14 protein-coding genes and 1 pseudogene are annotated in these 13,172 nt (G+C 68.1%); 5 read left to right on the forward strand and 10 right to left on the reverse strand.

All coding sequences use genetic code 11. The features are described from left to right. On the reverse strand, positions 1-488 hold a 488-nt coding region (locus BR31_RS0115915; protein ID WP_027501913.1), incomplete at its 3' end, for a Rieske 2Fe-2S domain-containing protein. A 246-nt stretch (positions 489-734) separates the two neighbouring features. Between BR31_RS0115915 and BR31_RS32275 the strand changes: the two are divergent. Beyond that, positions 735-830 (forward strand): annotated as a pseudogene (locus tag BR31_RS32275) (thioesterase family protein); the annotation flags it as partial. 53 nt (positions 831-883) lie between these two features. Here BR31_RS32275 and BR31_RS0115920 read toward each other — a convergent pair. From BR31_RS0115920 to BR31_RS0115940, 5 genes are read right to left on the reverse strand one after another with little or no spacing between them, the layout of a single operon-like run. Beyond that, the gene (locus BR31_RS0115920; protein ID WP_027501830.1) at positions 884-1,390 is read right to left on the reverse strand and encodes a nuclear transport factor 2 family protein; all 507 of its coding nucleotides are present in this window, start codon (positions 1,388-1,390) and stop codon (positions 884-886) included. Beyond that, the gene (locus tag BR31_RS0115925) at positions 1,387-2,178 is read right to left on the reverse strand and encodes an SDR family NAD(P)-dependent oxidoreductase (protein ID WP_027501831.1); all 792 of its coding nucleotides are present in this window, start codon (positions 2,176-2,178) and stop codon (positions 1,387-1,389) included. Before BR31_RS0115925 ends, BR31_RS0115920 begins: the two co-directional genes overlap by 4 nt. Positions 2,179-2,206: 28 nt before the next feature. Beyond that, positions 2,207-2,434 (reverse strand): hypothetical protein, encoded by a 228-nt coding sequence (locus BR31_RS0115930; RefSeq protein ID WP_037176898.1) that lies wholly within the window; start codon positions 2,432-2,434, stop codon positions 2,207-2,209. Further along, positions 2,434-3,579: a 3-ketosteroid-9-alpha-monooxygenase, oxygenase component gene (locus BR31_RS0115935; protein ID WP_027501833.1), complete on the reverse strand. Its 1,146-nt coding sequence runs from the start codon at positions 3,577-3,579 to the stop codon at positions 2,434-2,436. Before BR31_RS0115935 ends, BR31_RS0115930 begins: the two co-directional genes overlap by 1 nt. Further along, entirely contained in the window at positions 3,576-3,809 is a 234-nt protein-coding gene (locus tag BR31_RS0115940; RefSeq protein WP_027501834.1) for a hypothetical protein, read from the reverse strand. The genes BR31_RS0115935 and BR31_RS0115940 overlap by 4 nt, the downstream gene beginning before the upstream one ends. A gap of 119 nt (positions 3,810-3,928) precedes the next feature. On the opposite strand from BR31_RS0115940, the gene BR31_RS0115945 reads away from it, so the two are divergent. From BR31_RS0115945 to BR31_RS0115955, 3 genes are all read left to right on the forward strand, one after another. Continuing rightward, the gene (locus BR31_RS0115945) at positions 3,929-4,651 is read left to right on the forward strand and encodes an IclR family transcriptional regulator (protein WP_027501835.1); all 723 of its coding nucleotides are present in this window, start codon (positions 3,929-3,931) and stop codon (positions 4,649-4,651) included. Positions 4,652-4,718: 67 nt separating this feature from the next. Further along, positions 4,719-5,234, forward strand: coding sequence for a nuclear transport factor 2 family protein (locus tag BR31_RS32280; protein ID WP_027501836.1), 516 nt, complete (start codon positions 4,719-4,721; stop codon positions 5,232-5,234). Between the two features lie 56 nt (positions 5,235-5,290). After that, positions 5,291-6,349, forward strand: a complete 1,059-nt coding sequence (locus tag BR31_RS0115955; protein ID WP_231496515.1) for an oxidoreductase — start codon at positions 5,291-5,293, stop codon at positions 6,347-6,349. An 81-nt stretch (positions 6,350-6,430) separates the two neighbouring features. On the opposite strand, the gene hisG is transcribed toward BR31_RS0115955, so the two are convergent. From hisG to metH, 4 genes are all read right to left on the reverse strand, one after another. Beyond that, positions 6,431-7,282, reverse strand: coding sequence for an ATP phosphoribosyltransferase (gene hisG, locus BR31_RS0115960; protein ID WP_027501838.1), 852 nt, complete (start codon positions 7,280-7,282; stop codon positions 6,431-6,433). Between the two features lie 67 nt (positions 7,283-7,349). After that, positions 7,350-7,613, reverse strand: a complete 264-nt coding sequence (locus tag BR31_RS0115965; RefSeq protein WP_027501839.1) for a phosphoribosyl-ATP diphosphatase — start codon at positions 7,611-7,613, stop codon at positions 7,350-7,352. Between the two features lie 72 nt (positions 7,614-7,685). Next, positions 7,686-8,369, reverse strand: a complete 684-nt coding sequence (locus tag BR31_RS0115970; RefSeq protein ID WP_027501840.1) for an HAD family hydrolase — start codon at positions 8,367-8,369, stop codon at positions 7,686-7,688. Positions 8,370-8,391: 22 nt separating this feature from the next. Next, positions 8,392-11,961 (reverse strand): methionine synthase, encoded by a 3,570-nt coding sequence (gene metH, locus BR31_RS0115975; protein WP_027501841.1) that lies wholly within the window; start codon positions 11,959-11,961, stop codon positions 8,392-8,394. 51 nt (positions 11,962-12,012) lie between these two features. On the opposite strand from metH, the gene BR31_RS0115980 reads away from it, so the two are divergent. After that, positions 12,013-12,909, forward strand: coding sequence for a PAC2 family protein (locus BR31_RS0115980; protein ID WP_027501842.1), 897 nt, complete (start codon positions 12,013-12,015; stop codon positions 12,907-12,909). The last annotated feature ends 263 nt before the right edge of the window (positions 12,910-13,172 follow it).

Consider the following 13,172-nt stretch of genomic DNA (forward strand, 5'->3'; position numbering starts at 1 on the left):
TCGATGACGATCGACTTCCATTGCCACTCGGTCCACTCGGCATCATCGGACCGCGCGGCGGGGATCGCGACCTCCGGCGGCGGCGGGTTGCCCTCCGGGTCGTGCCAGACAAAGAGCAGCTCGTCCTGCTCCATGGTCTGCCAGGTGCGGGTGCGGGCCAGCGGGGGAACCCGGCGGGCGTAAGGGATGCCGGAGCACTTGCCGTTGCCGCCCCAGCGCCAGTCGTGGAACGGGCACGCGATCGAATCGCCCTTGACGGTGCCCTGACTCAGGTCGCCGCCCATGTGCCTGCAGTAGGCGTCGAGGATCTTGATGTCACCGTTGCTGTCGGCGAACACCACGAGCTTGGTCCCGAACGCCTCCACGGAATGCGGTGCGCCGTCCCGGAACTCCTCCAGCAGCCCCAGGCAATGCCACCCCCGAGCGAAGCGGGCGGGGGCGGTGCCCTCCTCGATGATGCGAACCTCGTCGGATTCCCCGATGTCCACAGTGGTCCTTTCGCTGCCTGGCGCATTCGAGATGTCAGCCCGGCTTTGTTCGATGTGAGCACGATCATGGCGAGAGGCGGCCGGCAGCCGAAAACCCGTGGCGCGCCGTCGGATTCCCCCCGGGATCAGAATAGACCAGTTGGTCTGAAACATCCCACTGAGCGGAAGCCCCCCTGGCCTCGCGCCTCGCCCCGCGGTTGGATCACGGTGCCTCGCCCGCCCGGAGGTCCGTCGGCGACCTAGTACGGCCCAGACGGCGTCGGCATGTGCGCTGGCGTGCTGCACGACGAGTCCGGTCCGGACGGACGGGTCAACCAGACGGTGCAGGTCCGGCCCCGATAGCCGGCGAGGCGGGTAGGCCGCGCGGCCTACCCGTCTCGCTGCAGCAGGACTCCCTACGCGTGTCGGAAGGCGCTCGCGAGGATCGCTCGCGATTCCTCCTGCCCGTCGAGAATTCGGCTGGTCCGCGTCGTGACCCGCCACCCGTCCGGAGTGCGCTTCAGCTCCCATCTGTTGGCCGTGACCCGGCTGACCTGATAACCGTTGCCGTCGAGCTGCCGGAGAATCAGCTGGGTGTGACACACCGCGACGGCGGTGTCGCCCTCGACGGTGATGTGTGCGGGACTCATGATGTGCCCGCACCCTTGCTGGATGAAGCCCTGGTGCGGGTGTGTCCGGACCATGGACTCGATCTCGCCTCGGCCGTCCATCCGCCCGGTGTCGACGTCGTAGACGCCGTCTTCGGTCCAGAGGCCACCGACCACGCCGGCGAGGCCGCTGTCGACGCTCGGGCCGTAGGAGTACATGAGCCGCATGATCGCGTTGTGGTCCTCGAGCAGCCGAAGGCGTTGCTCGAGCACGAGCAACCGAGACTCGAATCCCGGGTCTGCCATCTCCGTCATCGGCGCCCCATCATCGCGCGGGCCTCGTCGGAGGCCGCCCTGACGATCTCACCGCGCGGGAATCCTGCACGGTTGGAAGCCAGTTCGTAGTTCCCGCCCGCAACCCAGATCGGTCCGTCGGTGAGATGCCCGAGTCCCTCTCGGGCAACGTCGTACGGGTCCGATGCGTTGAGGCCGGGCAGGTCGAAGTCGAGCCCGGCACGTTCCATGGCCGGTGTCCGGGTGACGCCGAGGACGAGCTCGAGCACGTCGACGCCGTGTTCGGTCATCTCGAGCCAGAGTCCCTCGGCGAAGACGCGGCTGAATGCCTTGGCTGCCGCATAGATGCTCATGTGCTCGGCGCCGACGAATCCGGCCAGCGAGCCGAGCAGGATGATGCCGCCGCGGCCGCGCCCGCGCATCGGCGCACCGAAGATCTGGGAGAGCTCGAGTTGGCGATCGATGTTGAGCGTGAGCACCTTTCGACAGGCGTCGAGATCACCGGTGACGAACTCGTGGCCGTAGGTGTTGGCACCGGCGTTGAATATCAGCAGTCCCACTTCGAGATCCGCTGTTGCCCGCTGGATCTGGTAGACAGCGTCCTCGGCCAGGAGGTCGACGGTGAGGGTGCGCACCTCGACTCCGTGAGCTCGCGCCTTGGCCGCGGTCGCCTCGAGCGGGCCGGGCTTGCGGGCCAACAGCACGAGATTCAGTCCGGCCTTTGCCAATTCCTCGGCGAACCCGGCGCCGACGCCTTCCGAGCCGCCTGCGACGAAGGCCCAGGGTCCGTATCGGTCTTTGTCGATCATCGTTGTCTCACTTCTTTCTGTTCGGTGGTCACTCGGAGACGGGGATACGTCCGTCGACGGCGGCCGCGGCGATCGACTCGCGCAGTGCGGCGCAGCGCCCCACCCGTGCGCCGCGCAGCGTCAGCGACGGATCGTTCCGGTACTCGTGGCAGACCGCGTCGGGGCGGGCGGTGTTCCACTGGACGCTGGTGTGCTGCCAGCTGTTCTTCTCGGCAAGGACCTCGACCCCGCACCGCGCACAGTCGACGTGCCGCATCAGACCGACATCTCCTCGGCAGCGCGGCGCGCCAGAATGTCGGCGACTTCCTGCCTCCACGCCTCGACCGGCTTGGTGGTGTCGAGTTCGAACTCGAAGCGGTCCACCATGTCCGGGGTGATGTCGGCGACGTCGACGTAGAACTGCTCGTACCAGCGGCGTAGCTGATAGACCGGTCCGTCCTCAGTGGTCAGCAGGGGGTTGTCGATCCGGGTCTTGTTCTTCCAGATCTCGATGTCCTGCTCGAACCCGACCCCGATGTAACCGATCATCGCGTCCACCAGTTGATCGGCGATCTCGGCCGGGATCTGCTCGGTCTTCTTCACCGAGATGCCGTACATGAGCACGAACCTGTCCGGCGAGATCGGGTAGTGGCAATTGATCAGGACGGACTCAACGTTGTACTTGTCGTACTCGTAGACGAGGTCGTCGATCATGAACGACGGCCCGTGGTACGCCGCGATCGAGCGGTGGCCGACCAGCTTCGGTACGTCGGGATCGGTCCACTCGGTGATGTCCTCGCGACCCACGCCCGCCTGTTCCTGGATCGCGACGTGGCCCTCGAAGATGTTCTTGAAATAGGTGGGGAACGAGTAGTGCACGTAGAAGAAGTGCGCCATGTCGACGACGTTGTCGATGATCTCGCGACAGTTGGTCTCGATGACGATCGACTTCCATTGCCACTCGGTCCACTCGGCATCCGCGGACCGCACGGCGGGAATCGCGACCTCCGGCGGCGGCGGGTTGCCCTCCGGGTCGTTCCACACGAACAGCAGTTCGTCCTGCTCCATGGTCTGCCAGGTGCGGGTGCGAGCCAACGGGGGGACCCGGCGTGCATAGGGGATGCCGGTGCACTTGCCATTGCCACCCCAGCGCCAGTCGTGGAACGGGCAGGCCACCGCGTCACCCTTGACGGTGCCCTGGCTCAGGTCGCCGCCCATGTGCCTGCAGTAGGCGTCGAGAATCTTGATGTCACCGTTGCTGTCGGCGAACACCACGAGCTTGGTCCCGAACGCCTCCACGGAATGCGGTGCGCCGTCCCGGAACTCCTCCACCAACCCGAGGCAGTGCCAACCTCGTGCGAAGCGAGCGGGCGGGGTGCCCTCGTCGATGATGCGGATCTCGTCGGATTCCTCGATGGTCACGGTTGGTCCTTTCGTTTGCCTGGTGCATTCGCGATGTCAGCCGCGGCGAGGTCGATGTGATCACGATCACGGCGCGAGGTGACCTTCCCAACCTTGGGAACCTGTCTCAATTCGGGCACCCGCTGACCGGAATAGGCGCTGGTCAGAAAGCTCTCGCACCCCGGCGACGAGACCAGCAGCGCCTGGATCGGTTCTCCGGGACGGATCAGGAAATGGGTGACCCGCCCCATCTCACTGAGCGGACGCACCCCTGGCCTCGCGCCTCGCCCCGCGGTGAGATGACGGTGCCTGCACCCGCCCGGTGGTCCGTCTGCGACGCAGCCGCGAGGTCGCACGGGAGGAGATACGAATGTCGATCGGAGACGGCTCGGGGACGAGCCTGCCCACCTCCGGCCTCGATCGGCTGGCCCTGATCCTGGACAGCTTTCGCAGCGCGTCGCGGCTCAGTCTGACGGAGCTGTCCCGCAGTACCGGCATACCCCGAACGAGCACCCTCCGGATGCTCGACCAACTGGTCCGGATGGGATGGCTCCGCCGCACGGGTGTCGAGTACGAACTCGGAGACACCCTTGCCGAACTCGGGGCCTTGTCGCTGTACCGGGGCAGTGTCGACCGGGTGGTGACGCCGCTACTGCGCGAACTCCACCTGGTGACCGGCCACGTCGTGCATCTCGGCATTCTCGACGGCAAGGACGTCCTCTACCTCGAGAAGGTGGGCGGTGCGGCGGCGCCCCAGTTGCAGACGCGGGTCGGGGCGCGCATACCCGCACAGTCGTCGACGATAGGCAAGGCGCTGCTCGCGGCCACACCCCTGCCCGACCGGGCGGCGCCCGACGGCCACGACGAGCGGAACCGACGCCGGACCGGTGTCTCCTTCGGCACCTGTGCCGCCGGGTTCGGTTGCATCGGAGCGCGTGTCGGCTCGCTCGGCGGCGCGGAGGTCGGCCTGTCGGTCAGCGGACCGATGAACCGGCTGAAGTTCGACCATCGGCATGCGGCGCCCGTACGGATGGCGGCCGCGGCGATCGCACACTACTTCGACCTCACCGGAGCGACGCGGCCCGGGCCCTGACCTGGCCTCAGTCCGCTCATCGGAAGGATGAATTGCCCGCGCGAGAAACCGCTGACAGCGTGTTGCCATGAAATCCGAGCTCACACTCTCAGTTCCCGAACAACTCCTGGCGATCGAGCAGATCAAGCGCACCTTCGCGGCGCGCCTGCGCTGCATGGACACCAAGCAATGGGACATCTACCCGACGCTGCACACCGACGACGTGGTCTCCGAGACGTGGGGCGGCCTGCCGGGAGACAAGCAGCCGCAGACCGAGGGCACCTCGAACCGCGTGGTGGGCAAGGACAAACTGACCCGCGCGATCAGCACGCTGCTCGGCGGGCCGACCGCGGTCACCACCGTGCACCACGGCCACACCCCCGAGATCGAGCTGACCTCCGACCAGACGGCCCGCGGGATCTGGGCGATGGAGGACAAGCTGTGGTGGACCAACGGCGACCACGAGGAGCATCTGCACGGCTACGGGCACTACCACGAGGAGTACCGGAAGGTGAACGGCCGCTGGCTGATCAGCTACCGGAAGCTCACCCGCCTGCGCGAGGACGTGACCGAGGGCTTCTTCGACTACCTGCAGGCGCTGTGAACCCGCTCTTCGTCCCGCTGCAGGTCCGGTCGCTGGCGTTGCCGAACCGAATCGTCATGTCCCCCATGACACGAGAGCATTCGCCGGACGGGGTTCCCGGCCCCGACGTGGCCGCCTACTACCGCAGGCGTGCCGAGGGCGGCACCGGCCTGCTGATCACCGAGGGCGTGGCGATCGACCACCCGACCGCAGTCGACAGCCCCAGAGTCCCCCGCCTGCACGGTGAATCGGCCCTGACGGGGTGGCGCACCGTGATCGAGGATGTGCACGCGGCAGGCGGCCGGATCATTCCCCAGCTGTGGCATGTCGGTCCGCTGTGGGGCGCCATGAGTGCGGTGGATCCGGCATCGACGCCGATGCGCCCCTCCGGGCTGTGGGGGCAGGTCGGGAAGACCGTCTATCCGGACGACTACATCGCGCGGGCGAGCACGCCGACCCCGGCGATGACCGAGCACGACATCGCGGACGTCATCGACGCCTACGTGCGCTCGGCCCGCAACGCGGTCGACGTCGGGTTCGACGGGATCGCGATCCACGCCGGGCACGGCTACCTGCTGGACGCCTTCCTGTGGGAGTCGACGAACCGGCGCAACGACAGCTGGGGCGGCGACCTGCGTCGGCGCGCGCAGTTCCCGGTCGAGGTGGTACGGGCGATCCGGCGCGAGATCGGTCCCGATCTGCCGATCTTCTACCGGTTCTCGCAGCACAAGCAGCAGGACTACGGGGCGCGTATCGCGAACACCCCCGACGAGCTCGGTCTCGTCCTGAACGCGCTGGTCGAGGCCGGTGTGGACGTGCTCGACGCGAGCATCCGACGGTTCGACGTCCCCGCGTTCGAGGGCAGCGAGCTGACGCTGGCCGGTTGGGCCAAGAAGCTGACCGGCGCGATCAGCATGGCTGTCGGCAGCGTCGGCCTCGACAGGTCCCTCCGCGACGCGGGCACGCCGGGGCCGGCCGATCTCGACGGGCTCATGCGGCGGTTCGAGGACGAGGAGTTCGACCTGGTCGCGATCGGGCGACTGCACCTGACCGAGCCTGCCATCGCGACGATCCTCCGCGACGGCGGGCCCATCCCGGCGTTCGACCGCGCGCTGCACGAGGGCCGGTTGTACTGACCGCGGAACGCGACGGCCCCGGTCACACGCGGGTGTGACCGGGGCCGTTCGGGTCTCCTCCAAGCGGACGACGCGCGGGCGTCAGAAGGCCCGGCAGGACCGGATGTCGGAGGCCAGGATCGCCTTGGCGCCGATCTCGGCGAGCTGATCCATCACGTCGTTGCTGACCTTGCGCGGCACGAGCGCGCGGATCGCGACCCATCCCTCGTCGGCCAGCGGCGAGATCGTCGGCGACTCGAGGCCGGGGGTGATCCGCAGCGCCTCGTCGAGCAGTCCGCGCGGGCAGTCGTAGTCGAGCATCAGGTACTGCTGTGCGAAGACGACGCCCTGCACGCGGGCGATCAGCTGGTTGCGGGCCTTGTCGGTGCCGTCCGAGCCCTCGCGCTGGATCAGCACGCCCTCGGAGTCGCAGAGGGATTCGCCGAAGGCAACCAGGTTGTGCTGACGCAGGGTGCGGCCGGAACCGACGACGTCGGCGATGGCGTCCGCGACACCGAGCTGGATCGAGATCTCCACGGCGCCGTCGAGACGGATGACGGTGGCCTCGATGCCGCGGGCGGCGAGGTCCCGCCGGACCAGGTTCGGGTACGAGGTGGCAATCCGCAGGCCGGCCAGGTCGGCGGGCGACCAGTCCTTGCCCGCGGGGGCCGCGTAGCGGAAGCTCGAACGACCGAATCCAAGGGACAGCCGCTCGGAGACCGGGGCTCCGGAGTCGAGGGCGAGGTCGCGACCGGTGATGCCGAGGTCGAGTTCGCCCGACCCGACGTAGATCGCGATGTCCTTGGGACGGAGGAAGAAGAACTCGACCTGGTTCGACGGGTCGAGGACGGTCAGATCGCGAGAGTCGGTGCGGCGGCGGTAGCCGGCCTCGTCGAGGATCTCGGCGGCGGACTCGGACAGCGAGCCCTTGTTGGGTACTGCGACGCGCAGCATGGGGTGTTCCTTCCGGAAGTGGCGAGAGGGTGGCCAGAGGACGTGTGGAGTCGGTGCGGAGCGCGACTCACAGATGTCGGTAGACGTCCTCGAGCTTGAGCCCACGCCCGACCATCAGCACCTGCACCCAATAGAGCAGCTGGGAGATCTCCTCGGACAGCGACTCGTCACTCTCGTGCTCGGCGGCGATCCACACCTCACCCGCCTCCTCGAGCACCTTCTTGCCCTGCGCATGGACGCCCGCGTCCAACGCGGCCACGGTGCCGGAGCCCTCGGGACGGGTGGCGGCACGGTCGGTCAGCTCGGCGAACAGCGAATCGAAGGTCTTCACGGGTCACGATTCTTTCACGGGCGTGAAGGGACTCCCCACTCGGCCAGCAGATCGAGGAGCTCGAGCCCGCCCTCAGGCGTGCACGGTCCGCCACACCGCGGCGAACCCCGACTCCCCTATCCCCTCGAGACTCTCCCGGTGCACCCGGCGCGGTCCGATCGGCACCGCGACCTCGCACGGCACCACCAGCACCGCGCAGCCCGCCGCCTCAGCGGCCGCCGAACCGGTCGGCGAGTCCTCGACCGCCAGGCAGTGCTCGGGAGCGATGCCGAGCAGCTCCGCCGCGCGCAGGTACGGATCCGGCTCGGGCTTGCCGCGGGGAACCTCGTCGCCGCAGACGGTGACGTCGAAGTGCGCCCGCCCCAACGTGTCCAGAGCCTGCTCGGCCAGCACCCGCTCGGTGTTGGTCACCAGCGCGGTGCACAGCCCGCTCTCGCGCACGATGCGCAGTGCGTCCTGCGCGCCCGGCCGCCACGGGATGCCGAGCGAGAACAGCTCGGTGACACGGGCGTTCATCCACGCCGCGGCATCCGCGAGGGCGGCGGCCGTCGGGTCGAGCTCGAGTGCACCGAAGATGGTCGCCAGCGCATCGGGCCCGGAGGCGCCGATGATGGCCTGCCGGGTGCTCGCCGTCATCACCCCGCCCAGTTCGGCCGCGAGCTCGTGCATGGCGACGTCCCAGAGCTTCTCGGAGTCGAGCAGGGTGCCGTCCATGTCCCAGAGCACGGCCTTGAGGTCTGGACCCGATACCGACATCGACACCTCGAACGTCGAGGCCTCAGACATTGAAGTACTTGGCCTCGGGGTGGTGCAGCACGAACGCGTCCGTCGACTGCTCGGGATGCAGCTGCAGCTCCTCGGACAGCACCACGCCGATCCGCTCCGGCTCGAGCAGGGCCACCATCTTTGCGCGATCCTCGAGGTCGGGGCAGGCGCCGTAGCCGAACGAGTAACGGGCGCCCCGGTAGCCGAGCTTGAAGTACTCCTCGACGTCCTCCGGATCCTGCTCGGCGAGGTTGTGTCCACCCGCCAGCACCAGCTCCTCGCGAACGCGGCGGTGCCAGTATTCAGCGAGCGCCTCGGTGAGCTGCACACCGATGCCGTGCACCTCCAGGTAGTCCCGGTACGAGTTCGCGGCGAACAGCTCGTTCGCGAAGTCCGCGATCGGCTGGCCCATCGTCACCAGGTTCAGCGGCAGCACGTCGACCTGGCCGGTGCGGCGCGCCTCCTCGCGCGAACGCACGAAGTCGGCGATGCACAGGAACCGGTCCCGGTGCTGACGCGGGAAGGTGAATCGGAACCGCTCCGGCGCATCGGGAGTCGGCTCGGAGAGCACCACCACGTCGTCGCCCTCGGAGACCGCAGGGAAGTAGCCGTACACCACCGCGGCGTGCGCGAGGATGCCGTCGGTGCTGAGCCGGTCCAGCCAGTAGCGCAGCCGCGGCTTGCCCTCGGTCTCCACCAGCTCCTCGTAGGTCGGCCCGTCACCGGCCCGCTGCCCGCGCAGGCCCCACTGGCCCAGGAACAGCGCCCGCTCGTCGAGCAGTCCGGAGTAGTCCGCCAGCGAGATGCCCTTGACGATGCGGCTGCCCCAGAACGGCGGCGTCGGGACCCCGATGTCGGTGGCGACATCGGACCGTTCCGGCACCTCGACAGGGACCTCGGCGGCCTTGCGCGCCTCGGCGATTCGCTTGGACCGCTCGTGCCGCGCCTTGCGTTCCGCGGCCTTCTCCTTGGCTGCCAACGCCTCCGGGCTGTCCGGGTCCGGTCCCCCGCCGCGCTTGGTGGTCATGATGGTGTCCATCAGCCGCAGGCCCTCGAAGGCATCGCGCGCGTAGGAGACCTCGCCCTCGTAGATCTCGGCGAGGTCGTTCTCGACATAGGTCCGCGTGAGTGCCGCGCCGCCGAGCAGGACCGGGAACTGCTCGGAGACGCCCTTGGCGTTGAGCTCCTGCAGGTTCTCCTTCATCACCACGGTGGACTTCACCAGCAGCCCGGACATGCCGATCACGTCGGCCTTCTTGTCGATCGCGGCATCGAGAATGGTCGCGATCGGCTGCTTGATGCCGAGGTTGACCACCTCGTAGCCGTTGTTGCTCAGGATGATGTCGACCAGGTTCTTGCCGATGTCGTGCACGTCGCCCTTGACGGTTGCCAGCACGATCCGGCCCTTGCCGTCCTCGTCGGTGGCCTCCATGTGCGGCTCGAGGTACGCGACGGCCGCCTTCATCACCTCGGCGGACTGCAGCACGAAGGGCAGCTGCATCTGTCCGGAACCGAACAGCTCGCCGACGGTCTTCATGCCGTTCAGCAGCGTGTCGTTGATGATCTCCAGCGGGGGCTTCTCGGTCATCGCCTCGTCGAGGTCGGCCTCGAGTCCGTTGCGCTCGCCGTCGACGATGCGCCGCTCGAGCCGCTCGAACAGCGGCAGTCCGGCGAGCTCCTGTGCCCGGGTCTCGCGGGCCGAGGCCGCGGACACGCCCTCGAACAGCTCCATCAGCTTCTGCAGCGGGTCGTAGCCCTCGCTCCTGCGGTCGTAGACCAGGTCGAGCGCGACCTGACGCTGCTCCTCCGGGATCCGCGCCATCGGCAGGATCTTGGAGGCGTGCACGATCGCGGTGTCCAGGCCCGCCTCCGTGCACTCGTGCAGGAACACCGAGTTGAGCACCTGTCGGGCGGCGGCGTTGAGGCCGAACGAGATGTTCGAGATGCCGAGAGTGAAGTGGATGCGGGGGTGCGCCGCCTTCAGCTGCCGGATCGCCTCGATCGTCTCGATCCCGTCCTTACGCACCTCCTCCTGACCGGTGGAGATCGGGAAGGTCAGCGCGTCGATGATGATGTCGGACTCGTCGAGGCCCCAGTTGACGGTGATGTCCTCGATCAGCCGCTCCGCGATCCGCACCTTGTGCTCGGCGGTACGCGCCTGGCCCTCCTCGTCGATGGTCAGCGCGACGACGGCGGCGCCGTGCTCCTTGACCAGCCGCATGATCTTCTGGAACCGCGAGTCCGGCCCGGTGCCGTCCTCGTAGTTCACCGAGTTGACCGCGGACCGTCCACCGAGGTGCTCGAGGCCGGCCCGGATCACGTCCGGTTCCGTCGAGTCGATCATGATCGGCAGCGTTGAGGCGGTCGCGAGCCTGCTCGCGAGTTCGGTCATGTCGGCGGCGCCGTCGCGCCCGACATAGTCGACGTTGAGGTCGAGCATGTGCGCGCCGTCGCGGGTCTGGTCCTTCGCGATGTCGATGCACCGTTCGAAGTCCCCGGAGATCATCGCGTCACGGAAGGCCTTGGAGCCGTTGGAGTTCGTGCGCTCACCGATCACCAGGATGCTGGCGTCCTGCTCGAACGGGACCGCGGCGTACAGCGACGAGGTGCCGCCCTCGGGAACCGGGTTGCGCGTGGCCTTCTCGACCGTCCGCACCGCCTCGGCGACCTGACGGATGTGCTCGGGGGTGGTTCCGCAGCAACCGCCGACCATGCCGAGCCCGAACTCGGAGACGAAGCCGCTCAGCGCATCCGCGAGTTCCGGTGCGGTGAGCGGGTATTCGGCGCCGTTCGCGCCGAGCACCGGGAGTCCGGCGTTCGGCATCACCGACACCGGCAGCGTCGAGTGCTTGGACAGGTGCCGCAGGTGCTCGCTCATCTCCGCGGGCCCGGTGGCGCAGTTGAGACCGATCATGTCGATGCCGAGCGGTTCGAGCGCGGTCAGCGCGGCGCCGATCTCGCTGCCGAGCAGCATGGTTCCCGTTGTCTCGACGGTGACGTGGGTGATGATCGGGATCCGGCGGCCGAGCTTCTCCATGGCGTGCTGGCTGCCGATGATCGCCGCCTTGACCTGAAGCAGGTCCTGGCAGGTCTCGACGAGGATGGCGTCGGCGCCCGCCTCGATCATGCCGAGGGCGGACTCGGTGTACGCGTCGCGGAGCACCGCGAACGGCGCGTGCCCGAGGGTGGGGAGCTTGGTACCCGGCCCCATCGAGCCGAGCACGAACCGCGCCATGCCGTCCCGGCCGGGGCCCATCTCGTCGGCGACCTCACGCGCGATCCGGGTGCCGCGCTCGGACAGATCGCGGATCCGGTGCGAGATGTCGTAGTCGGCGAGGTTGGGCAGGTTGCAGCCAAAGGTGTTGGTCTCGACGGCGTCGGCACCGGCCTCGAAGTAGGCGCGGTGGATGTCCGCGAGCACGTCGGGGCGGGTTTCGTTCAGGATCTCGTTGCAGCCCTCGAGGCCGAGGAAGTCGTCGAGAGTGAGATCCGCGTCCTGCAACATGGTTCCCATTGCACCGTCGCCGATGACAACGCGCTGCGAGAGCGCATCCAACAGGGCGGAGTGAAATGGGGCAGACATGCCGTCCAGAGTAGTGGGCCCCTTGAAGGACCCTGGTCGTAGGCTGGTCGGGTGAGTCCAAGCGAACCCGAAGTCACGTCCGAGCACGACGCGCCCGCGCTGCGTGACCCCATCCTCGTCGCCGCCTTCGAGGGGTGGAACGACGCGGGCGACGCCGCCAGTGGCGCCGTCGAGCACCTGGAACTCATCTGGGATGCGCGACCGCTTGCCGAGCTCGACTCCGAGGACTACTACGACTACCAGGTCAATCGTCCGACGGTTCGCCAGGTCGACGGGGTCACCAGGGAGATCGAGTGGCCGGCAACCCGGGTCTCGGTGTGCTCACCGCCCGGCAGCGAACGGGACGTGCTGATCCTGCGCGGCATCGAGCCGAACATGCGCTGGCGCAGTTTCTGCGACGACCTGCTCGAGATCATCGAGGACTTGGGCGTCACCACCGTGGTCATCCTCGGAGCCCTGCTCGCCGACACCCCGCACACCCGGCCGGTGCCGGTCACCGGCACTGCGTACAGCACGGAGTCGGCCGAGCGGTTCAACCTGGAACAGACCCGCTACGAGGGTCCGACCGGGATCACCGGGGTACTCCAGGACGAATGCGTCAAGGCCGGGGTGCCCGCGATCTCGTTCTGGGCCGCCGTCCCCCATTACGTGTCGCAGCCGCCGAATCCGAAGGCCACCGTCGCGCTCCTGCAGCGCGTGGAGGAGGTGCTCGACGTGGAGGTGCCGCTCGGCGAGCTGCCCGCCCAGGCCGAGGAGTGGGAGCAGTCGGTCACCGAGATGACCAAGGACGACGAGGAGATCACCGAGTACGTGCGCTCACTGGAGGAGCGCGGCGACGCGGAGGTCGACATCTCGGAGGTCATCTCCAAGATCGACGGTGACGCCATCGCGGCCGAGTTCGAGCGCTACCTGCGCAGGCGTGGACCAGGCAGCTTCGGCGGCCTGTGAGATTCGTCTCTCCCGGTCACCGGGAGGCGTTTCGGTGGCGTCGGTCCCGCCCCTCGGGGCCGATCCCACCAGATCACTGGCCTGATATTCATGTCCTGACATGTGCTGGATCGGACCGGTGAGTTCTTCCTGATTCCCACGTAACCTCTGCGCAGCCACTTCGTCACCGGAGCGCAGCACCCTCGGATCCATGGCGAGCACACGGCGGTACCTGCGCAGCGTGGACAGGTGCACCGACGGGGCCGTCACGGACCTCGGACAGG

It is taken from the genome of Rhodococcus sp. UNC363MFTsu5.1 (assembly GCF_000686785.1).
Classification (GTDB): domain Bacteria; phylum Actinomycetota; class Actinomycetes; order Mycobacteriales; family Mycobacteriaceae; genus Rhodococcus_G; species Rhodococcus_G maanshanensis.

Bases quoted from the DNA above. Each gene is read 5' to 3' on its own strand.
- BR31_RS0115920 (WP_027501830.1), bottom strand. From the start codon at position 1,390: ATGACGGAGATGGCAGACCCGGGATTCGAGTCTCGGTTGCTCGTGCTC.
- BR31_RS0115925 (WP_027501831.1), bottom strand. From the start codon at position 2,178: ATGATCGACAAAGACCGATACGGACCCTGGGCCTTCGTCGCAGGCGGC.
- BR31_RS0115930 (WP_037176898.1), bottom strand. From the start codon at position 2,434: ATGCGGCACGTCGACTGTGCGCGGTGCGGGGTCGAGGTCCTTGCCGAG.
- BR31_RS0115940 (WP_027501834.1), bottom strand. From the start codon at position 3,809: ATGGGGCGGGTCACCCATTTCCTGATCCGTCCCGGAGAACCGATCCAG.
- BR31_RS0115945 (WP_027501835.1), top strand. From the start codon at position 3,929: ATGTCGATCGGAGACGGCTCGGGGACGAGCCTGCCCACCTCCGGCCTC.
- BR31_RS32280 (WP_027501836.1), top strand. From the start codon at position 4,719: ATGAAATCCGAGCTCACACTCTCAGTTCCCGAACAACTCCTGGCGATC.
- BR31_RS0115955 (WP_231496515.1), top strand. From the start codon at position 5,291: ATGTCCCCCATGACACGAGAGCATTCGCCGGACGGGGTTCCCGGCCCC.
- hisG (WP_027501838.1), bottom strand. From the start codon at position 7,282: ATGCTGCGCGTCGCAGTACCCAACAAGGGCTCGCTGTCCGAGTCCGCC.
- BR31_RS0115970 (WP_027501840.1), bottom strand. From the start codon at position 8,369: ATGTCGGTATCGGGTCCAGACCTCAAGGCCGTGCTCTGGGACATGGAC.
- metH (WP_027501841.1), bottom strand. From the start codon at position 11,961: ATGTCTGCCCCATTTCACTCCGCCCTGTTGGATGCGCTCTCGCAGCGC.